This window comes from Caballeronia sp. BCC1704 (assembly GCF_902833455.1).
In the GTDB taxonomy this organism is placed as follows: Bacteria; Pseudomonadota; Gammaproteobacteria; order Burkholderiales; family Burkholderiaceae; genus Caballeronia.
Genome location: NZ_CADFFT010000004.1, coordinates 186,931 through 208,002 on the forward strand (window position 1 = coordinate 186,931; position 21,072 = coordinate 208,002).

Consider the following 21,072-nt stretch of genomic DNA (forward strand, 5'->3'; position numbering starts at 1 on the left):
TGGCCCGCCCTACACGATTCGAACGTGTGACCTACGGCTTAGAAGGCCGTTGCTCTATCCAACTGAGCTAAGGGCGGGTGACGGCTACGCGCGCAAGTCGCGCAGCCGGGAGAGCCGGGATTTTACCTCATCCGCCCTACCGCGCGGTCACGCGCATCAAACCGGCTGGGGGTGCATCATGAACCAGCCGAGGAAGAAGATGCCGGCGATCACGCAATACACGCCGAACGACGCGAGCTTGCCGTGGCCTTCGAAATAGCGCATCAGGAAGCGCACGCTCAGATAAGCGGCGATGCCCGTCAGCACGCCGCCGAGCACGGCGTCGAACAGTTGGCCCGGCGCGTGAAAGAGCTTCGGCAACTCGAGCACGCCCGCCGCGAAAATGATCGGCGTGCCGAGCAGGAACGAGAATTCCGCCGCCGCCTCGGCCGTGAGACCCGCGCCGACGCCCGCGATCATCGTCAGGCCGCTACGCGAGAAGCCGGGAATCAGCGCGCCCATCTGCGCCAGGCCGACGAGAAACGCCTGCTTGAACGTGAGCTTTTCCGGCGCGCGCGCGGCGCGGCTCTTCTGCAGGCGATCACCGAGCCACAGCAACACGCCGTTCACGATCAGCGCCGCGGCGACGATCCGCAGATCATGAAAAATCGCCTCGAGGCGCTTTTCGAGCAACAGACCGACGATGCCCGTCGGAATCGTGCCGATGATGAGCGCCCACATCATGTGCGCGTCGTCGTTGCGGCGTCCGCCGAGGGAGGCGAACCAGCCGCCGATCAGCGCAATCCAGCGCTTGCGGAAATACCAGAGCAACGCGAGCGCCGTGCCGAGATGCAGCGCGACGAGAAACGGCAGCAATTGCGGCGCGTGCTTGTCGATATGCATGCCGATCAAACCTGGAACCAGCAATGTATGGCCGAGGCTGCTCACCGGAAAGAGTTCGGTTACGCCCTGAAGCACGCTGAGAAATACGAGAAACCAGAGAGTCACGCGTCGGTCCTTGTCGTGGAGAAATGAAGGACGCGCCGCGAAATCGCTCGCCGCGCCGTGTGGCGCGAAGCAGAGATAAATGGGGAAAAAATGGTGCGGCGCGCAAGCCGGGACCGATTATGCCTAGGGGAAAACCCAGCGCCAAGCGGCTTGCGCACACAAATGGACACCGACAGGAGAACGTCGGCGAATCAGAATATAACGGAAAGCAGAGTCCAATAAAACCGAAAGAAACGCGTGACCGTTTATTAAGGTTTCATCCTTTGAGTTTATAGAGAAAGACCGCCGTGCTCGCGCCGAAGAGGCTAAACATCGCGACGCCCATTGCCATCGCCAGATCCATGTCGACTCCTGTCCGTCTGGTTCCTCACATTAGGTACATATAACAACACATCGTGATTGCGCTGTGCAGTCGCGGTTTCCCGCAAAGGGTTTATGCGTAGAACAATCCAAGGCAGAATCGACGAATCCTTGAACCAGTCGGCCATTGAACGGAGTGCGTTGCCACCATGTCATGCGAGAAAGACGTCATCGAAATCGAGCGCGACGGCGCGGTCATCCAGCTCGCGCCGCAGGCGGGCGGCCGGCTCATGACCTGGCGCGTCGGCGGCGAGCCGGTCATCCACTGGCCGGATTCGCTCGATGAAGCCGCCTGGTCGAATGCCGCGAAGATTCGCGGCGGCAATCCGTTGCTGTTCCCGTTTCTCGGTCGGCATTTTGTCGATGGCGAGATCGGCAAGTGGCGCGATCCGGACGGCGCCGTACATGCGCTGCCGACGCACGGCTTCGCCCGCAATCTGCCCTTCTCTTCCACGCGCGATGCCGACGGCCACGGCGTGCGCATGACGCTCGTGGACAGCGACGCGACGCGCGAGGGCTATCCGTTCGCATTCCGCTTCGAGGCCGCCTACCGTCTCATCGACGGCGTGACGCTGGAGGTCGAACTCACGACATCGAATCCGGGCGAAGTCGCGTTGCCTTACTACGCGGGGCATCACTTCTACTTTCATCTGCCGCACGATCAGCGCGCGCAAAGCAGCGTCGAGCTGCCGCGCACGGAGCGGCGGCGTCAGTTGCCGGACGGCTCCATCACCGATGCCGAAACCGGCGCGCCGCGCTATTCGCTGGCGGATGCGAGTATCGTCGACTGCTTTCACTGCCTGACGGGGCCTTCCGATGAACCCGTGCGGCTCGTCTTGCCGAACCGCACCGTGAGCTTCGAGCTGCAACAGCCCGATTCGGTGCCGTGGTACGCCGTCACGACGTGGACCGAGTCGGATACGTCGGACTTCTATTGCGTCGAGCCGTGGATCGGCCTGCCCGACGCCATCCACAACGGCTACGGCCTGCGCTGGCTCGCGCCGGGCAAGACCGAGACGGCGTCGCTTCGGCTCGTGATCTCGTCAGCGCCCTAAAGCCCGCGCCCGCCGACTCGCACGCGCCTTTCTGTGCGCGCAAATCCGGGACGGTAAAATCCTGCCTTCCTATCCGCCGCCGCCCGACGCGCGGCGGCGCTCTACGAGGTCAGGTTTTGCAGAAAAGAATTGGACAGGTCGTCCGCGCAGCGGTCGTCGCATCCTTGGTCGCGGTGCTCGCCGCGTGCGGATCAGCCCCGGTCGCGCCGGGATACTATCGCGTGCAGCGCGGCGACACGCTCTCGAAGATCGCGCGGGAGAACCGCACGTCGACCAGGAACATCGCGCGCTGGAACGCGCTCACGAATCCGGACGCCATCGAAGTCGGCCAGGTGCTGCGCGTCGAGCCGCCTGCGGGCAGCGCGAGCGCGTCCGGCGCGACGTCGGCAGGCGCAGGCACCGGCGCAAAGAGCGAAGCAAAGGCCGATGCACCCGCGAAACCAGGTCCGGGCGTCTCACTGGTATGGCCGGCGCAAGGCACCGTGATCCGCGGCTTCGACGGCAAGAATTCGAAAGGCATCGACATCGCGAACTCGGCGGGCACGCCGGTCGTGGCGGCGGCGACAGGCAGTGTCGTCTATGCGGGCAACGGCCTGCGCGGCTACGGCAACATGCTGATCGTCAAGCATAACGACGACTATCTGACCGCCTACGCCCACAATCGCGCGTTGCTGGTGAAGGAAGGTCAGACGGTGCAGCAGGGACAACAGATCGCCGAAATGGGCGACACCGACAGCGATCGCACGATGCTGCACTTCGAGGTGCGCTACATGGGCCGCTCGACGGACCCGTCGCGCTATTTGCCGCCGCGCTAAAGAGGCGCGCGGCCGTTACGAGGAAGACAATGAGATTCGCAAACACGATGACCGCGGCCGCGCTATTCGCGGCGGCGGCCTTGAGCGGCGCGCTGGCCGGCTGCGCGCACACCGCCACGATGACCTACCTGCCCTCGGGTGACACGGGCTTCGCGATCAACTGCAGCGGCAGCGACGCGAGCACGAGCTGGGCAGCGTGCTACAAGCAAGCGGGCGAAGTGTGCGGCGCGTACGGCTACGACGTGATTTCGAAAGACGCCGACAACGGCGCCACTTCGGGCGGATCGGTGGCGGGCATCTTCGGCGCGAACATCAAGAATCGTTCGATGGTGATCCGCTGCAAGCAGTAGCGCCTGCTGACTCAGGCGTCCGAAGGCGCGTCTCTTCGCGTACTCCTTCGCGTGCGCCAGCGGCCCGATGCCGGATCGATGCGGGCGGCGAACCCGAAAAGCGAAGCAAGCGCGAGAGGCGCGACCGCAGCGAAAACCCACAACAGATTCATGGCGAAACCCAGTTGCGACGAGTTGCCCCATGATAACCGTGCTGCAAAAAATTCGCTTCGATCTGCGTTAGAGTCTCTTACTCAGTCGTTATGACCGATTCGCAGTCGGATTACTGCGGCTGCGTCGGCGCGATCAACATCGACGGCGGACGCGTGTCGGTCGGCACGCCGTGATAGTCGGGCGGATCTTGCGGAGGATGCTTCTGGCTGGAGGAATCGGCGCACGCGGACAACGCGAGCGCGAAGACGGCGGAGCATGCGAACGACAAGGCGATACGCGGCATGAGGTTTCCTGGAAAAGACGAAGGGGTTACAAGCCGAGACTTGTAACCCCTTCGTTGTATCGTGGTCGGAGCGAAAGGATTCGAACCTTCGACCCTCTGATCCCAAATCAGATGCGCTACCAGGCTGCGCTACGCTCCGACTAGCCGCGTATTGTAGCGTCGATGCCTCATATCCGCAAATGCGACTGCGCGGCGACGCTACGAGCGGGCACGCAACGTTCTAAGCCAATCGCAAACGCCATTCATTCTGGAGACGATCGATGAACCTCATTCTCTGGCGTCACGCCGAAGCGGAAGACCAGGCGTCGAGCGACCTCGCGCGTCAGCTCACCTCGCGCGGACGCAAGCAGGCGCAAGGCATGGCGAAGTGGCTGCGAGCGCGCATCGACGACGACGCCCTCTTCCTCGCGAGTCCCGCCACGCGCACGATCCAGACCGCCGAAGCGTTCGGCGACCGCTATCGCGTGGTGGACGATCTCGCGCCCGGCAAGACCGCGCAGCACGTGCTCGACGCCGCCGGCTGGCCCGATGTCGTCGGACAAACCGTCGTGGTGATCGGGCATCAGCCGACGCTCGGGCGCGTGGCCGCGTTGCTGCTGACCGGACACGAAGCGGACTGGTCCATCAAGAAAAGCGGCGTGTGGTGGTTCCAAGGCCGCTCGCGCGGCGGCGACGGGCAAGTCGTGGTGCGCACGGTGATGTGTCCGGACCTGCTTTAGAGGTCGAAAGCGCATGTCGCGGGGGCGTGTGTCGTTTCATCGAAACGTCACTGCCAAGCCATGCGAGCGTCACCCGGCATCCTTACATTGGCGGAAAGTTAGTCACCTTTCCGCCGAGGAATGCCAATGCACGATCTGCCGACGCCTTTCCTGCCCTTCGGAGCGTCATCGCTCTCGCTCGATTCGCGCCGCCACCTTCCGCGCACGGCCGAAACCGTCACGGGCCAGCACCGCTTGCAGGTCGCATGGGCGCGCTCCGACGACGCGCTGCGCGAAGCACAACGTCTGCGCTACCGCGTGTTCGCCGAGGAAATGGGAGCGCGTCTGTCGGGCCCCGCCGGGCTGGACGTCGACGCGTTCGACGCCTATTGCGATCACCTGCTCGTGCGCGATCTCGACACGCTGAAGGTCGTCGGCACGTATCGCGTGTTGCCGCCGCATCAGGCCGCGCGCATCGGCCGTCTCTATGCGGAAAGCGAATTCGACATGTCGCGTCTCACGCATCTGCGGCCGAAGCTCGTCGAAGTGGGCCGCTCGTGCGTGCATCCGGACTATCGCAACGGCGCGGTCATCATGTCGCTGTGGGGCGGGCTCGCCACGTACATGATGCAGAACGGCTACGAGACGATGCTCGGCTGCGCGAGCGTCGGCATGAACGACGGCGGTCATTACGCCGCGAATCTGTACGCGTCGCTGCCCGCCGACGCGCTCACCGCGCACGAGTACCGCGCCTTCGCGCATACGCCGCTGCCAGTCGAGGAGCTGCGCACGGGCGTCGCGGTGAGTCCGCCGCCGCTCGTCAAAGGCTATCTGCGCCTCGGCGCGAAGATTTGCGGCGCGCCCGCGTGGGACCCGGATTTCAACACGGCGGATTTTCTGACGCTATTCCGCCTCTCCGACATCAACGCGCGTTACGCGCGGCACTTCATCGGCGACGCGGGACGTTGAGCGTCGGGAGGATGCTCAATCCGTGTAAATCACGCGATACGGCCGCCCGATCTTTTCCCATTCCATCGCTTCCTGCGCGAGGCTGTAGTCGGTCAGCGGATTGTTCGTCACCCACTCGCTCGGCAGACGCACTTCGAAGCCGCCACCCGCGGCTTTGACTTCGATGCCGGGCAGGCCGACATCCGTGCGGCGGCGCGACAGAAGCGCGGCGAGTCGCAGGCAGAACAGCAGCGTCCAGTCGACGCCGCGCGCCTGCGCCAGCTTGCCGAGCTTGCCAGCGTGACCGAGCACGAGCGCCGCGAGCCGCGCCTGATCCGTGCGCGAGAAGCCGGGCATGTCGGCATTGCTCGCGATATACGCCGAATGCTTGTGATACGCGCTGTGCGCGATCGACAAGCCGATCTCATGCAGCGACGCCGCCCACGCGAGAAACATGCGGTTCTCCACGCTGCGCTCGCCGTCCGGCTCGCCGAGTTGATCGTAGAAGCTGATCGCCAGATTGCCGATGCGCTCGGCTTGCGCGGCATCGACGCCGTAACGGCGCTTGAAGCCTTCGACCGTCACCGTGCGCATGTCCTGATGTTGCGAGCGGCCGAGCAGGTCGTACAGCACGCCGAGCCGCAGCGCGGCGTCGGTCGTATCGACGTATTCGATCCCCAGTTCCTCGAACACGCCGAGCATGATGGAAAGCCCGCCCGCGAGCACCGGTATGCGGTCCGGCTTCAGCGCGACGAGCTTCAGCCGGTTCACGTTCTCCGCCTTGATGAGCGCGCGCTTCAGCCGTTCCAGCCCGCCGCGCGAAATGCCGTGCGTGTATTCGGGATCGTTGAAGCCGTTCGCCTCGACCAGTTCGGCGAGCGCCCGCGCCGTGCCCGACGAGCCGATCGCCTGATCCCAGCCGGTCTGCTTGTATTCACGCGAGATGATCTGAATCTCGCGCTTGGCGGCGAGTTCGGCCTGCCGCATCGTGTATTCGTCCACGTTGCCGGCCGGGAAAAACTGGCGGCTGTGGCTCACGCAGCCGATATAGAGGCTTTCCATGTGAATCGGCGTGTAATGCGCGCCGATGATGAACTCCGTCGATCCGCCGCCGATATCCACGACGAGCCGCTTGCCCGCGCTCGCCGGCACCGAATGCGCCGCGCCCGCATAGATGAGGCGCGCTTCCTCGCGGCCCGCGATCACTTCGATCGGAAAACCGAGCGCGATTTCGGCTTCGATCAGGAAGTCGTGCGCGTTTTTTGCGACGCGCAGCGTGTTGGTGGCGACCGCGCGCACCTGATCCGGGTGGAAGTCGCGCAGACGCTCGCCGAAACGCTTCAGCGCATCCCAGCCGCGCAACTGCGACGCGCGATCGAGCATCTTGTCCTTCGAGAGACCGGCCGCGAGACGAACCGGCTCGCGCAACGCATCGACCTGATAGATCTGGCTGCCCGCGGGCGTTTCCTCGACCCGGCCGACGATCAGCCGGAAACTGTTCGATCCGAGGTCGACGGCGGCGAGAAGATGAGGATGTGTGACCATCGGATATCCGGAAATCGAGAAGTAAGGAAGCGCAACCGCGTGTCAGCGACACGCTGCGGAGAGAGACACGAATTTTATTTCATGCCGGCGCGAAGATCGGAAACCGAACGGAAGCGCGAACCAGAACCGGGAACGCGCGCGCCCGCTAGCGACGCTATCCGCAATGTGAGTAGAATTTGTGAAAATCGTTCTGTCACAATAAAGACATCCTAGTGTGAGATCATCCGAACGCTTTTCTGCCCTTCCGATCGAGACACCTTACGCCCAGCCGATGTCCATACGTTATCCGCTCTTCAACCGTGAACTAGGCATCTTAGGTTTCAACGAGCGGGTACTGGCGCAAGCCGCCGACACATCGGTGCCGCTGCTCGAACGTCTGCGCTTTATCTGCATCACGAGCAGCAATCTCGACGAATTTTTCGAAGTCCGCATGGCCGGGCTTCAGGAGCAGATGCGCGACAACCCCGGCACGCTCTCGCCGGACGGCATGTCGCTGCAACACGTCTACGATCTCGTCTCCGAACGCGCGCAACGCCTCGTGCATCAACAATACGCGATGCTGCACGAGACCGTATTGCCCGCGCTCGAAATGGAAGGAATTTATTTTCATGGCGCGGAGACCTGGACCGAACAGCAGACCGCGTGGGCGCGCGAATATTTCCAGAACGAACTGCTGCCGGTGCTGACGCCGATCGGGCTGGATCCCGCGCACCCTTTTCCGCGCGTGCTGAACAAGAGCCTGAACTTCGTCGTCGAACTGGAAGGCACCGACGCGTTCGGCCGCCAGGCGATGATGGGCATCGTGCAGGCGCCGCGCGCGTTGCCGCGCCTCGTGCGCATGCCGGAGGCGCTTTCGGGTTATCCGCATGGTTTCGTGCTGCTGAGTTCTTTCATGCAGCACTTCGTGAGCGAACTGTTTCCGCACCTGACGGTGCGCAATTGCAATCAGTTTCGCATTACGCGCAATAGCGAGCTCTTCGTCGACGAAGACGAGATCACGAATCTGCGCGTCGCGTTGCAGGGCGAACTGCCCGCGCGGCATCTCGGCAATGCGGTGCGGCTCGAAGTATCCGCGGAAACGCCGCCGCATCTCATTCGCCGCCTGCTCGACGAAAGCCAGCTCAATCCGCGCGACTGCTATCGCGTGAACGGGCCGGTCAATCTCGTGCGGCTCATGCAGTTGCCCGAAATGGTCGACCGGCCGGACCTCAAGTTCGTGCCGCATATTCCGTCGGTGCCGAAGTCGATTGCGAACACGACCAATCTCTTCGATGCCATCGATCAGGGCGATATCCTGCTGCATCATCCGTACGAGAGCTTTCAGCCCGTGCTGGAACTGCTGCTGCAAGCGGCCAAAGATCCGCAAGTGGTGGCGATCAAGCAAACCATCTACCGCACCGGCACCGATTCGCCGCTGATGGACGCGCTGATGCAGGCCGCGCGCAACGGCAAGGAAGTGACCGTGGTCGTGGAACTGCTCGCGCGCTTCGACGAAGAAACGAACATCAACTGGGCGTCGCAACTGGAAGCGGTGGGCGCGCATGTCGTGTATGGCGTGGTCGGCCACAAGTGCCACGCGAAGATGATGCTGATCGTGAGGCGCGTGTCGCAAGGCGGCAAGACCGTGCTCAAGCGTTACGCGCATCTGGGCACCGGCAACTATCATCCGCGCACGGCGCGCCTTTATACCGACTTCGGCCTGATGACCGCGGATCAGCAAATGTGCGAAGACGTGCATCACGTCTTCCAGCAGTTGACGGGCATCGGCGGCGAGCTTGCGCTGCATCAGCTATGGCAGTCGCCGTTCACGCTGCATGCGAAGCTGATCGAAGCAATTCGCGCCGAAGCCGAACATGCGCGCGCGGGACGGCGGGCGCGCATCGTCGCGAAGATGAACGCGCTGCTCGAACCGACCGTGATCGCGGCGTTGTATGAGGCATCGCATGCGGGCGTGAAGATCGACCTGATCGTGCGCGGCGTGTGTTCGCTGAAGCCGGGCGTCGAAGATCTGTCGGAGAACATCACGGTGCGCTCGATCGTCGGGCGTTTCCTCGAACATCACCGCATCTTCTATTTCTATGCGAACGGCAAGGAAGACGTGTATCTGTCGAGCGCCGACTGGATGGATCGCAACTTCTTTCGCCGCGTGGAAGTGGCGTTCCCGATCCGCGACCGGCGTCTGAAGCGCCGCGTGATTGCCGAAGGCTTGTCCGTGTGTCTCGGCGACAACCAGTCGGCGTGGGTCATGCAAAGCGACGGGCACTATCGCAAGCGCCGTTCGGGCAAGGCGCTGCGCAACGCACAGTTGGGACTGCTCGCGAAATTCTGTTCGTGATTCGCGAAGAAACGGCGCGCGACGCGCCGTGCCAATTCAAGCCGCCACGGACTTGCGCAACGCCGTGCGCGACGCGGGAAAGCGCACGGTGAACGTGCTGCCCCGCCCCACTTCGCTCTTCACCTCGAGATCGGCATGATGCCGTTGCAGCACATGCTTGACGATGGCAAGCCCGAGCCCGGTGCCGCCCGTATCGCGCGAACGGCTTCTATCCACGCGATAGAAACGCTCCGTCAAGCGCGGAATATGCTCCGCCGGAATGCCGAGGCCGCTGTCGCGCACGGTAAAGACCGCCCGATCGTCCACGCGCTCCCATGACACGTCGATGCTGCCGCCATCCGGCGTGTAGCGCACCGCGTTGGTCACGAGATTGCCGAGCGCGCTCACCAGTTCGGTTTCCGCGCCGGCCACCGTCAGCGCGTCGTCGTTATGAAAATGGATGCGATGACGCCCGCCCGAAAGACTGTTGGCGTCGTCTTCCAGATGACGCAGCACCGCGCGCATGTCGAGCAACTCGTCGCCGGGCGGATGGACATCGCCTTCCAGATTCGCCAGCACGAGCAGATCGCGCACGATGTTCTGCATGCGCATGGCCTGCTGGTTCATCATGTCGAGATAACGCGCGCGGTCGGCTTCGTCCAGCGGCAACTCGCGCATCGTTTCGAGAAAGCCGGAGAGCACGGTGAGCGGCGTCTTCAGTTCGTGCGAGACGTTCGCGACGAAATCGCGGCGCATGGAATCGGTGCGCTCGAGTTCGGTAATGTCTTGCGTGAGAATCAGCTTGCGATTCTCGCCGTACGGGAACACCTGCACCGAGACGGTTCGCTGCCGGTTGGCGCCCATGCCCCGCATGATGAGCATCTCTTCGTAACGGTGCGAATTCAGATAGCGGATGAAATCCGGATGACGCACGAGATGTGTGATGTGCTGACGCAGATCGCGCTTCGCGTCCAGCCCGAAGTGCTTCTCCGCAATGGCGTTGCACCATTCGATCTGGTCGTGATCGTCCAGCATCGCGACGCCATTGGGCGATGCCTGAATCGCCTGGATGAAGCGCGAATGCTGCTGCTCGACCTGACGGACCTGCGCATGCCAGCGTTTGGCGAGCTTGTGCAGGCGGTAATAGATTTCGCCCCAGATGCCGAGCGCGCTCGGCACCTGGCCGTAGACCGGCGCGTCTAAGAGACGCCATAGCCGCTGCGTGTGATACGTGCTCACGAAGCTCTGCACGACGAGCATGACGACGGCGACAGCGAGCGCCGCGCGCACGCCCGCGAATGCGCCGATCGCGGCGCACAGCACCGCGAGGAGCGCGAGGGACACGATAGAACGCGTCCAGATGATGTTCATGTTGTCGGGAGATCGATGAAGGCGAAGATGCGCGCGGGCTCAGGCGCCTTTCGCGAGCCGGTAGCCGCTGCCGCGTACCGTTTCGATCATAGCATCGCAGCCTGCGGGCTTGAGCGCGGCGCGCAGACGCTTGATATGCACATCGACCGTGCGCTCCTCGACGAACACATGATCCCCCCAGACCTGATCGAGCAGCTGCGTGCGGCTGTGCACGCGCTCCGGATGCGTCATGAAGAAATGCAGCAGACGGAACTCCGTCGGCCCGAGATCGAGCTTGATGTCGTTGCCCGAATGATTCGCCGCCACGCGATGCGTCGCCGGATCGAGCCGCAGGCCGTTGATCGCGACGACGTCTTCCGTCAGCTGCGGCGCGCGCCGGCGCAGCACCGCCTTGATTCGCGCCATCAGTTCTTTCGGCGAGAACGGCTTGGTCACGTAATCGTCCGCGCCGATTTCGAGTCCGAGCACCTTGTCCTGCTCGTCGCCGCGCGCGGTGAGCATGATGATCGGAATATGCTTGGTGCGCTCGTTGTTGCGCAGCTCGCGCGCGAACGCGATGCCGGACTTCGCGGGCAGCATCCAGTCGAGCAGCACGAGGTCGGGCAGCACGTCGCTGATCAGGTTTTGCGCCTGCTCCGCGTTATAGGCGCGAATCGGGCAATGTCCCGCATGTTGCAGATTCACCGAGATCAGTTCGGAGATCGCGGGTTCGTCTTCGACGACGAGGATACTGCTGGGCATCGGCACCTCTTGACCTTTTTGCTTGAGTGAATCGTTGGATTAACTGAGCGCCTCGCGTTCGAGCTGGTCGCGCGAGATGTGGCGCACGTCCGTGCCCTTCACGATGTAGATGATGAACTCCGCGATGTTCTTCGCGTGATCGCCGATGCGCTCCACCGCTTTCGCGATGAACAGATAATCGAGCCCCGCCGAAATGGTGCGCGGGTCTTCCATCATGTACGTCACGAGCTTGCGCACGAAGGCGCGGAATTCTTCGTCGATGGCTTTATCGTCGCGCACGATCTGCGCGGCGGCGACCGTGTCCAGACGCGCGAACGCATCGAGCGCGCGGCGCAGAATCGACACGGCCATCTCGCCCGAGAGCTTGATTTCCGCGATGTTCACCGTGCGGCCCGCGCCGTCTTCGTTGATGCGCTTCACGCGCTTCGCGATTTTCTCGGCTTCGTCGCCGGCGCGTTCGAGATTCGTGATGGTCTTCGAGATCGCCATGAGCAGACGCAAGTCGCGCGCGGCCGGCTGACGGCGCGCGATGATGTTGCTGCACTCCTCGTCGATCTCGACTTCCATCGTGTTCAGGCGCGCTTCCGCCGCGATCACCTGATCCGCGATCTGCACGTCGAATTCGTTCAACGCCTGCATGGCCGCGGTGATCTGCGACTCGACGAGACCGCCCATTTCCAGCACTTTCGAGGACACCGCGTTCAGATCGGCGTCGAACTGGCTCGACAGATGTTTATCGGACATGTTCTGCTCCTGTAGTCCTTTGTTCGTTCGCTGACCGGCCGATCAGCCAAAGCGGCCCGTGATGTAGTCTTCCGTTTCCTTGCGGGCCGGCTTGATGAAGATCTTTTCCGTGTCGCCGAATTCGATCAATTCACCGAGGTACATATAAGCAGTGTAGTCCGAGCAGCGCGCGGCCTGCTGCATGTTGTGCGTGACGATGACCACCGTGTAATCGCTCTTCAGCTCCGCGATCAGTTCTTCGATGCGGCCCGTGGAAATCGGATCGAGCGCCGAGCATGGTTCGTCAAGCAGCAGCACTTCCGGCCGGATGGCGATGCCGCGCGCGATGCACAGACGCTGCTGCTGGCCGCCCGACAGACCGTAGCCGCTTTGCGTGAGCTTGTCCTTCACTTCGGTCCAGAGCGCCGCCTTCGTCAGCGCCCATTCCACGCGGTCGTCCATCTCCGAGCGCGACAGTTGCTCGAACATCTTCACGCCGAACGCGATGTTGTCGTAGATCGACATCGGGAACGGCGTCGGCTTCTGGAACACCATGCCGACGCGCGCGCGCAAGAGCGAGATGTCCTTCGTCGTGTCGAGCAGGTTGGCGCCGTCCATCAGGATTTCGCCTTCCGCGCGCTGCTCCGGATAGAGCGCGAACATCTTGTTGAACGTGCGCAAGAGCGTGGACTTGCCGCATCCCGACGGACCGATGAACGCGGTCACTTTCTTCTCGGGAATGCGCAGGTTGATGTTCTTGAGCGCGTGATACTTGTTGTAGAAGAAGTTGAGGTTGTTGACCTCGATCTTCGGCTTGATGGAATCCGCCGGCTGCGAACCGTGCGTCGGACGCGCGCTGCCCGGCGCGGGACCGCGCTCGACCGGCTTGGCTTCAGTCTTCGAATTCAGGTGGCTGACACCACTTTCGACCATGTTCATGGAATCACTCCACCCTTATTTCTTGGAAAAAATCGCGCGCGCCAGGATATTCAGACCCAGCACGCCGAGCGTAATCAGGAACACGCCGGCCCACGCGAGCGTTTGCCATTGCGGGAACGGACTCATCGCGAACTTGTAGATCGTCACCGGCAGATTCGCCACCGGCTGATTCATGTCGAGCGTGAAGAACTGGTTCGACAGCGCCGTGAAGAGCAGCGGCGCGGTCTCGCCTGCGATGCGCGCAACCGCCAGCAGCACGCCCGTCACAATGCCGCCGACCGACGCCTTCAGCGTGATCGACATCACCATCTTCCACTTCGGCGTGCCGAGCGCGAAGGCCGCCTCGCGCAGCGCGTTGGGCACGAGATTCAGCATGTTCTCCGTCGTGCGGATGACGATGGGAATCTGCAGCAGTCCGAGCGCGATCACGCCGGCCCAGCCCGAGAAACGCCCCATCTTCGCGACGACGAGCGCATACACGAAGAGACCGACGACGATTGACGGCGCGGACAACAGAATGTCGTTGATGAAGCGCGTCACGTTCGCGAGCCAGCGCTTCTGCCCGTATTCCGCGAGATACACGCCCGCGAGAATGCCGAGCGGCGTGCCGATGCACGTTGCCAGCACGACGAGCATGAGACTGCCGACGATCGCGTTGGCGAGACCGCCGCCATCGGTGTTCGGCGGAGGCGTCGACTGCGTGAACAGTTCGACCGAAAGGCCGGAGACGCCGAGCTTCAGCGTCGTAAAGAGAATCCACACGAGCCACACGAGGCCGAAGGCCATGGCCGCGAGCGAAAGCGTCAGCGCGATCGCGTTGGTGCCGCGGCGGCGGCGTTGCAGCTTCATGCGCGTGGCGACCGTGCGCTCGTGATCCTGATTGAACGTCGCGGGACGGCTCACTTTGCACCCTCCGCGCGCTGCATGCGCATCAAGAGCAGCTTTGACAGCGCGAGCACGATGAACGTGATGACGAAGAGAATCAAACCGAGCTCCATCAGCGCGGATGTATGCAGGCCGGGGCTCGCTTCCGCGAATTCGTTCGCGAGCGCCGAGGTGATGCTGTTGCCCGGAGAAAAGAGCGACACGTTGTCGAGCAGATTCGTGTTGCCGATCACGAAGGTCACCGCCATGGTCTCGCCGAGCGCGCGGCCGAGACCGAGCATGACGCCGCCGATCACGCCGGCGCGCGTGTACGGCAGCACGATCTTCCACATCACTTCCCACGTCGTGCAGCCGATGCCGTACGCCGATTCCTTCAGCAGCACGGGCGTGACTTCGAAGACGTCGCGCATCACGGACGCGATGTACGGAATGATCATGATCGCGAGAATGACGCCCGCGCACAGAATGCCGATGCCGATGGGCGGTCCCTCAAACAACGCGCCGATGAGCGGCACGCCGGCGAGCAGCGTGCCAAGCGGCTTTTCGAAGTACGTCGCGAAGATCGGCGCGAACACGAGCAGGCCCCACATGCCGTAGACGATCGACGGAATCGCCGCGAGCAGTTCAATCGCGACGCCGAGCGGCCGGCGCAGCCACGTCGGCGACAGTTCCGTCAGAAAGAGCGCGATGCCGAAGCTCACCGGCACCGCAATGATGAGCGCAATGATCGAGGTGGCGATGGTGCCGTAGATGGGCACGAGCGCGCCGAAGCTCTCGCTGGGCGGATCCCACTCCGCGCGCCAGAGAAAGCTGAGCCCGAATTTCTGGATGGTCGGCATCGACGCGATGATGAGCGAAACGATGATGCCGCCAAGCAGGAGCAGCGTTACCACGGCCGCCAGCCGGGTGATGCCGCCGAAAACGATGTCGCCGATACGGCTCGGCGCGCGCTGCGATTGCGCCGCCGGCGGTGCCGACGCTAAGTTGATGTCCGACATGGGAGCCTTGGTTACGCTACGTGTCAGACGCGCGGCAACCTTTCGATCGCCGCGCGGCTTGTTGCTGCTTCTTTACTGCTTGCTTTGCTGCATTTGTCCGCCGCTTCAGCTTAGGACAGTTTGAGACAATATGACGGCGCTACTTCGGCATTACTCCGCGACCGGCTTACCCGAACCATCCTTGACCTTCGCCTTCCACTGCGTGCGGATTTCCGAGACGACCGACTCCGGCAGCGAGATGTAATCGAGGTCGTTCGCAGCCTGGCCGCCGTTCTTGAACGCCCAGTCGAAGAACTTGAGCGTTTCGGTGCCTTGCGCCGCCTTGTCCTGCGTCGAATGCAAGAGCACGAAGGTCGCGCCGACGATCGGCCATGCGTCCTTGCCCGGCTCGTTCGTCAGGATCTGATAGAACGACTTCGACCAGTCCGCGCCCGCGGCCGCCGCCTTGAACGTCTCCGTCTTCGGCTCCACCACCGTGCCCGCCGAATTCTTCAGGCCGACGTAGGTCATGTGGTTCTGCTTCGCGTACGCCCACTCCACGTAGCCGATCGCGCCCGGCAGACGCTGCACGAACGCCGCGACGCCGTCGTTGCCCTTGCCGCCCGTGCCGGTCGGCCAGTTGACCGTCGAACCCTCGCCCACCTTCGACTTCCAGTCGGCGTTGACTTTCGACAGATAGTTGGTCCAGATGAAGCTCGTGCCCGAGCCGTCGGCGCGGCGCACCACGGCGATGTCGGTATCCGGCAGCTTGACCTTCGGGTTCAGCGCCGCGATCGCCGGGTCGTTCCACTTCTTGATCTTGCCGAGATAGATGTCGCCGAGCACCTGGCCCGACAGCGTCAGTTCCCCTGCCTTCACGCCCGGCACGTTGATGACCGGCACCACGCCGCCGACCACCGTCGGGAACTGGAAGAGGCCGTCTTTCGCGAGTTCGTCATCTTTCAGCGGAGCGTCGGAGCCCGCGAAATCGACCGTCTTCGCGATGATCTGTTTCACGCCGCCCGACGAACCGATGCCCTGGTAGTTGACCTTGCCGCCGCCGCTTTTTTGATAGGCATCTGCCCACTTGGTGTAGATCGGAGCTGCGAAGGTACTGCCCGCGCCGGTGATATCGGCCGCTTGCGCAGAGATGGCCAGCATTGCGCCAATTACGCCAGCGAGCGCGGTGTGCATCAATTTCATGAGACCTCCAGGGTTGAATAGCGTGTGGGACGACACCGCGAAATATAGGCAGTCTCTGTGACAGTAATGTGACTCTCCGTTAAGGCGATGTGACAGGCGACTTTCAAACGGAAAGTCGATCGTGCGTTCATTCGTCAGGCTGCGAACGGGCAATAAAAAAGCGGGCCGAAGCCCGCTTTTTGCGAAATGCGCGTTTTTCCGCGAACGCTTACGACGTGACGTCTTTTACGACCTGCGCAATCGTTTCCGCGTGCCGGACGGCGTCCGCCTGCGCGGCGGCTTCCACCATCACGCGCAACACCGGTTCCGTTCCCGACGCGCGAATCAAGACCCGACCGCGCGATTCGAGGGATTGCTCGGCTTGCTCGACAACGCGGCGTATGGCGTCGCTGTTTTTCCAGTCCGCGCCCGCTTTCATGCGCACGTTGATGAGCTTCTGCGGAAAAAGGCTCACGCCGTCGAGCAGTTCGGCGAGCGTCTTGCCGCTGCGCTTGAGCGCCGCGAGCACGAGGAGCGCCGAGACGATGCCGTCGCCCGTCGAGTGCCGATCCAGCGACAGAATGTGGCCCGAGCCTTCCGCGCCGAGCTGCCAGCCGTGCTCGCGCAGCTTTTCGAGCACGTAGCGGTCGCCGACCGCAGCGCGGACGAACTGCACGCCGGCCTCCTTCAGCGCGACTTCGACCGCCATGTTGGTCATCAGCGTGCCGACCGCGCCTTCCACGTTGCCGTGCGTCGCGATGCGGTCCTTCACCAGCACGTAGAGCAACTCGTCGCCGTTATAGAGGCGCCCGGCCGAATCGACGATCTGCAGGCGGTCCGCGTCGCCATCCAGCGCAACGCCGATATCCGCGCCATGCTCCTTCACCGCGCGCACGAGCGCATCCGGGGCCGTCGCGCCGACGCCGTCGTTGATATTGAAGCCGTTCGGCGACACGCCGATCGGCACCACTTCCGCGCCGAGTTCGTGGAATACGTGCGGCGCGACGTCGTACGCCGCGCCGTGCGCGCAGTCGACCACCAGCTTCAGGCCACGCAAGTCGAAGCTCGCGGGGAACGTGCTCTTGCAAAATTCGATGTAACGGCCGCCCGCGTCGTCGAGACGGCGCGCCTTGCCGAGCCGTTCGGACGGCGCGCAGTCCATCGGCTGTTCGAGCTGCGCCTCGATCTGGTGTTCGACTTCGTCGGGCAGCTTGTTGCCATCGGCGGAGAAGAACTTGATGCCGTTGTCCTCGTAGGGATTGTGGGACGCGCTGATGACGACGCCCGCCGACAGCCGCAGTGCGCGCGTCAGATAGGCGACGCCGGGCGTGGGCATCGGGCCGGCGAGCATCACGTCGACGCCGGCTGCCGAGAAGCCGGACTCGAGCGCCGCTTCCAGCATGTAGCCGGACACGCGCGTGTCCTTCCCGATGAGCACCGTCGGCCGGTTGCCCTTCTGCGGCGACTGGTCGCCGCCCGCGAGCACCTTCCCGGCCGCGTAGCCGAGCCTGAGCACGAAATCCGGCGTGATCGGGGCCGCGCCCACGCGCCCGCGAATGCCGTCCGTTCCGAAATATCGTCTTGCCATTGTTGCGTGACCCTCCTCGCGGATTACGGCGCCTGTTCTTTATCCGCGTTGTTCGTTGGTGAACTGCGAGCGCGAGCGCCTTCGCCGCAGTGTTACGACGCCAGCGCGCGTCAATCGTGCGCGCGACGCGCCGCCTGCCTGGTGGCTTGCCAAACTTTCAGTGCGTCTACGGTCTCGGCCACGTCGTGCACGCGGATGATGGCCGCGCCGCGTTCGGCCGCGCACACCGCCGCCGCGACACTCGCGAACACGCGCTCACTCGCGCTGCGACCGGTGACGGCGCCAAGCATCGATTTGCGCGACATGCCGGCCAATAGCGCGCGATGCGTGCCGCCTGGCAGCGTTGCCGCGAGTTCGGCAAGTAGCGTGTAATTATGCCCGACGGTTTTGCCGAAGCCGTAGCCGGGATCGAATGTGATGCGATTCGCCGCAATGCCCGCCGTCGTGAGCGCGGCCAGCCGCTCGGCGAAGAAGTCTCGTACCGACGCGACGACGTCGTCGTAGACCGGTTCGTGCAGTTGCATCGTGCGGGGCTCGCCCAGCATGTGCATCACGCACAGACCGCAGTTGCTGTCCTTCACTGCATCGAGTGCGCCGTCCTGACGCAGCCCCCAGATGTCGTTGATCATATCCGCGCCGGCCTCGAGCGCGGCGCGCATCACGGCGGGCTTGTAGGTATCCACCGAAAGCGGAATCTGCACGCCGCGCAATGCTTCGACAATCGGGACGACGCGTTCCAGCTCTTGGTCGAGCGGCACTGGCGGGGCGCCTGGACGAGTCGATTCGCCGCCGATATCGATCATGTCGGCGCCGTCGGCAAGCATCTGCTCGGCGCGCGCGAGCGCCGCGTCGCGGGAAAGGAAGCGGCCGCCGTCAGAGAACGAGTCCGGCGTGACGTTCAGGATGCCCATGACGAGCGGTCGCTCGAACGTCAGCGTGAAACGGCCGCATTGCAGCGGCTCGGCGAGTGCGGGGGAGGAAGTGAGCGTGGTCAAGCGTGTGGGCGAGAGCGAGTGGCTGGGCGTTCGACCCGGCAGAACGCGGGCCTGAAATGAAAATGGGCCGGCGTGCATTGCACGCCGGCCCATGATACGACTCGGGAAGCTTAGGCCGGCGCGGTTGCGCTGCCCGGCTTCACTTCGGTGCCGCTATTGCCGCTCGAGGGCGAGTCGCCCGACGGCGGCGGCATGTTCTTCGGCGGACGCGGCGGACGGCCGGCCATGATGTCGCTGATCTGGTCTGCGTCGATGGTTTCCCATTCGAGCAGCGCCTTGGTCATGGCTTCGACCTTCTCGCGGTTGTCTTCCAGCAGCTTGCGCGCAAGCGCGTACTGCTCGTCGAGAATGCGGCGGATTTCCGCATCGACCTTTTGCAGCGTCGCTTCCGAAACCGTCTTCGAGGCCAGCTTGCCAAACATGCCGTCCGGTTCCGTGTCGACGTACACCATCGTGCCGAGCACGTCGGACATGCCGTAACGCGTCACCATGTCGCGCGCCATCTTCGTTGCGCGCTCGAAGTCGTTCGAAGCACCGGTCGACATCGAGTTCAGGAACACTTCTTCCGCTGCGCGGCCGCCGAACAGGATCGCGATCTCTTCAAGCATCTTGTCGCGATACAGGTTCACGCGATCATGCTCCGGCAGTTGCCACGTAACGCCCAGCGCCCAGCCGCGCGGCATGATCGTGACCTTGTGAACCGGGTCCGCATGCGGCAACAGCTTGGCGACGACCGCGTGGCCCGACTCGTGGTACGCCGTGTTGCGGCGTTCCTCTTCACGCATGACCGCCGACTTGCGCTCGGGACCCATGAAGATCTTGTCCTTCGCGTCCTCGAAGTCCTGCATTTCGACGATCCGCTTGCCGCGACGCGCCGCGAAGAGCGCGGCTTCGTTCACGAGGTTCGCGAGATCCGCACCCGAGAATCCCGGCGTGCCGCGCGCGATGACCGATGCGTCGACGTCGTTCGCAATCGGCACCTTGCGCAGATGCACCTTCATGATGTGCTCGCGGCCGCGGATATCCGGCAGACCGACGTACACCTGACGGTCGAAACGGCCCGGACGCAAGAGCGCCTTGTCGAGCACGTCCGAACGGTTCGTCGCGGCGATCACGATCACGCCGGAATTTGCCTCGAAGCCGTCCATTTCGACGAGCATCTGGTTCAGCGTCTGCTCGCGCTCGTCGTTGCCGCCGCCCATGCCGGCGCCGCGATGACGGCCGACCGCGTCGATTTCGTCGATAAACACGATACACGGCGCATGCTTCTTGGCTTGCTCGAACATGTCGCGCACGCGGGCCGCGCCCACGCCGACGAACATTTCCACGAAGTCCGAACCCGAGATGCTGAAGAACGGCACCTTGGCTTCGCCCGCAATGGCGCGCGCCAGAAGCGTCTTACCAGTACCTGGAGGGCCGACCAGCAGCACGCCGCGCGGAATGCGCCCGCCGAGCTTCTGGAACTTCTGCGGATCGCGCAGGAAGTCCACCAGTTCCGACACTTCTTCCTTCGCTTCGTCGCAGCCGGCCACGTCCGTGAAGTTGATCGCGTTGTTGTTTTCGTCGATCAGCCGCGCTCGCGACTTGCCGAACGAGAACGCCCCGCCTTTGCCGCCTCCCTGCATCTGCCGCATCATGTAGAACCAGAAACCGATGATCAAGATCGTCGGCCCAAGGTAGTACAGCGCGGAGACGAGCGCATTCGGTTCATCGTCAGCCTTGCCGCTGACCTGAACGCCGTATTTCATCAGATCGCCGACCATCCAGATGTCGCCGGGCGACACGATCTGGTACTTCTGGCCGTCTGTCGGAGTGACCGTGAGATTGCGCCCCTGAACCGTGACGTTCTTGACCTTGCCGTTCTTGGCGTCGTCCATGAACTGCGAATACGACACGCCTTCCTGGACGCGGGGCTTATCGAACTGCTTGAACACCGTAAACAGCACCAGTGCGATCACGAGCCACACTGCCGCTTTAGAGAACATATTGTTGTTCAAAGCACCACTCCTCACTCATAGACGGGCGCCTACATAAACCTTGCGGCGCCACCAAAGCATTCTAATCCAGACCGCTAACCCCTGCCATAAGGTTTCACTACCGCCTAAATAGCGTTAGATGGTCTTTTTTCGGCATAATCCGCGAAAACATCGCTGAAATTCGCCG

General features: G+C 63.3%; 19 protein-coding genes and 2 tRNA genes. 6 read left to right on the plus strand and 15 right to left on the minus strand.

Annotation, left to right across the window (positions count from 1 at the left end):
• Both HWX53_RS20585 and HWX53_RS20590 read right to left on the minus strand, forming a co-directional pair.
• Positions 1–77: transfer RNA gene (locus HWX53_RS20585), tRNA-Arg, on the minus strand.
• 79 nt (positions 78–156) lie between these two features.
• Positions 157–987: an undecaprenyl-diphosphate phosphatase gene (locus HWX53_RS20590; RefSeq protein ID WP_175944363.1), complete on the minus strand. Its 831-nt coding sequence runs from the start codon at positions 985–987 to the stop codon at positions 157–159.
• Positions 988–1,496: 509 nt separating this feature from the next.
• Here HWX53_RS20590 and HWX53_RS20595 point away from each other — a divergent pair.
• The 3 genes from HWX53_RS20595 to HWX53_RS20605 all read left to right on the plus strand — a co-directional run bounded on the left by HWX53_RS20595 (position 1,497) and on the right by HWX53_RS20605 (position 3,567).
• Positions 1,497–2,402, plus strand: a complete 906-nt coding sequence (locus HWX53_RS20595; RefSeq protein ID WP_175944365.1) for an aldose epimerase — start codon at positions 1,497–1,499, stop codon at positions 2,400–2,402.
• A 116-nt stretch (positions 2,403–2,518) separates the two neighbouring features.
• Positions 2,519–3,217, plus strand: coding sequence for a peptidoglycan DD-metalloendopeptidase family protein (locus HWX53_RS20600; RefSeq protein ID WP_241269789.1), 699 nt, complete (start codon positions 2,519–2,521; stop codon positions 3,215–3,217).
• A 47-nt stretch (positions 3,218–3,264) separates the two neighbouring features.
• Entirely contained in the window at positions 3,265–3,567 is a 303-nt protein-coding gene (locus HWX53_RS20605) for a hypothetical protein (RefSeq protein ID WP_175945238.1), read from the plus strand.
• Between the two features lie 262 nt (positions 3,568–3,829).
• Here HWX53_RS20605 and HWX53_RS20610 read toward each other — a convergent pair whose 3' ends face one another.
• Both HWX53_RS20610 and HWX53_RS20615 read right to left on the minus strand, forming a co-directional pair.
• Positions 3,830–4,003, minus strand: a complete 174-nt coding sequence (locus tag HWX53_RS20610; RefSeq protein ID WP_175944367.1) for a hypothetical protein — start codon at positions 4,001–4,003, stop codon at positions 3,830–3,832.
• Positions 4,004–4,065: 62 nt separating this feature from the next.
• Positions 4,066–4,142, minus strand: a tRNA-Pro gene (locus HWX53_RS20615).
• A gap of 121 nt (positions 4,143–4,263) precedes the next feature.
• Here HWX53_RS20615 and HWX53_RS20620 point away from each other — a divergent pair.
• Entirely contained in the window at positions 4,264–4,722 is a 459-nt protein-coding gene (locus HWX53_RS20620; RefSeq protein ID WP_175944370.1) for a histidine phosphatase family protein, read from the plus strand.
• Between the two features lie 126 nt (positions 4,723–4,848).
• Positions 4,849–5,670, plus strand: coding sequence for a GNAT family N-acyltransferase (locus tag HWX53_RS20625; protein ID WP_175944372.1), 822 nt, complete (start codon positions 4,849–4,851; stop codon positions 5,668–5,670).
• 15 nt (positions 5,671–5,685) lie between these two features.
• On the opposite strand, the gene ppx is transcribed toward HWX53_RS20625, so the two are convergent.
• Positions 5,686–7,194, minus strand: coding sequence for an exopolyphosphatase (gene ppx, locus HWX53_RS20630; protein WP_175944374.1), 1,509 nt, complete (start codon positions 7,192–7,194; stop codon positions 5,686–5,688).
• A gap of 271 nt (positions 7,195–7,465) precedes the next feature.
• Between ppx and ppk1 the strand changes: the two genes are divergently transcribed.
• Positions 7,466–9,529, plus strand: a complete 2,064-nt coding sequence (gene ppk1 / locus HWX53_RS20635; protein WP_175944377.1) for a polyphosphate kinase 1 — start codon at positions 7,466–7,468, stop codon at positions 9,527–9,529.
• A gap of 36 nt (positions 9,530–9,565) precedes the next feature.
• Here ppk1 and phoR read toward each other — a convergent pair whose 3' ends face one another.
• The 10 genes from phoR to ftsH form a co-directional block, all read right to left on the minus strand.
• Positions 9,566–10,879 carry a phosphate regulon sensor histidine kinase PhoR gene (phoR, locus tag HWX53_RS20640; RefSeq protein WP_175944379.1) on the minus strand — a complete coding sequence of 438 codons (1,314 nt, stop codon included), beginning with the start codon at positions 10,877–10,879 and terminating at the stop codon, positions 9,566–9,568.
• A gap of 39 nt (positions 10,880–10,918) precedes the next feature.
• Complete coding sequence (gene phoB, locus HWX53_RS20645; protein ID WP_159836615.1) at positions 10,919–11,620, minus strand: phosphate regulon transcriptional regulator PhoB; 702 nt, start codon at positions 11,618–11,620, stop codon at positions 10,919–10,921.
• A 39-nt stretch (positions 11,621–11,659) separates the two neighbouring features.
• Positions 11,660–12,364: a phosphate signaling complex protein PhoU gene (phoU, locus tag HWX53_RS20650; RefSeq protein ID WP_175944381.1), complete on the minus strand. Its 705-nt coding sequence runs from the start codon at positions 12,362–12,364 to the stop codon at positions 11,660–11,662.
• Between the two features lie 42 nt (positions 12,365–12,406).
• The gene (gene pstB, locus HWX53_RS20655; protein ID WP_175944383.1) at positions 12,407–13,282 is read right to left on the minus strand and encodes a phosphate ABC transporter ATP-binding protein PstB; all 876 of its coding nucleotides are present in this window, start codon (positions 13,280–13,282) and stop codon (positions 12,407–12,409) included.
• Positions 13,283–13,297: 15 nt separating this feature from the next.
• Complete coding sequence (gene pstA / locus HWX53_RS20660) at positions 13,298–14,131, minus strand: phosphate ABC transporter permease PstA (RefSeq protein WP_241269897.1); 834 nt, start codon at positions 14,129–14,131, stop codon at positions 13,298–13,300.
• Between the two features lie 50 nt (positions 14,132–14,181).
• Positions 14,182–15,165, minus strand: coding sequence for a phosphate ABC transporter permease PstC (gene pstC, locus HWX53_RS20665; protein WP_175944387.1), 984 nt, complete (start codon positions 15,163–15,165; stop codon positions 14,182–14,184).
• A 150-nt stretch (positions 15,166–15,315) separates the two neighbouring features.
• Entirely contained in the window at positions 15,316–16,347 is a 1,032-nt protein-coding gene (pstS, locus tag HWX53_RS20670; RefSeq protein ID WP_175944389.1) for a phosphate ABC transporter substrate-binding protein PstS, read from the minus strand.
• Between the two features lie 208 nt (positions 16,348–16,555).
• Entirely contained in the window at positions 16,556–17,914 is a 1,359-nt protein-coding gene (gene glmM, locus HWX53_RS20675) for a phosphoglucosamine mutase (RefSeq protein WP_175944391.1), read from the minus strand.
• Positions 17,915–18,024: 110 nt separating this feature from the next.
• The gene (gene folP / locus HWX53_RS20680) at positions 18,025–18,825 is read right to left on the minus strand and encodes a dihydropteroate synthase (protein WP_244140225.1); all 801 of its coding nucleotides are present in this window, start codon (positions 18,823–18,825) and stop codon (positions 18,025–18,027) included.
• A 194-nt stretch (positions 18,826–19,019) separates the two neighbouring features.
• Positions 19,020–20,906 carry an ATP-dependent zinc metalloprotease FtsH gene (gene ftsH, locus HWX53_RS20685; RefSeq protein WP_175944393.1) on the minus strand — a complete coding sequence of 629 codons (1,887 nt, stop codon included), beginning with the start codon at positions 20,904–20,906 and terminating at the stop codon, positions 19,020–19,022.
• Positions 20,907–21,072: the final 166 nt, after the last annotated feature.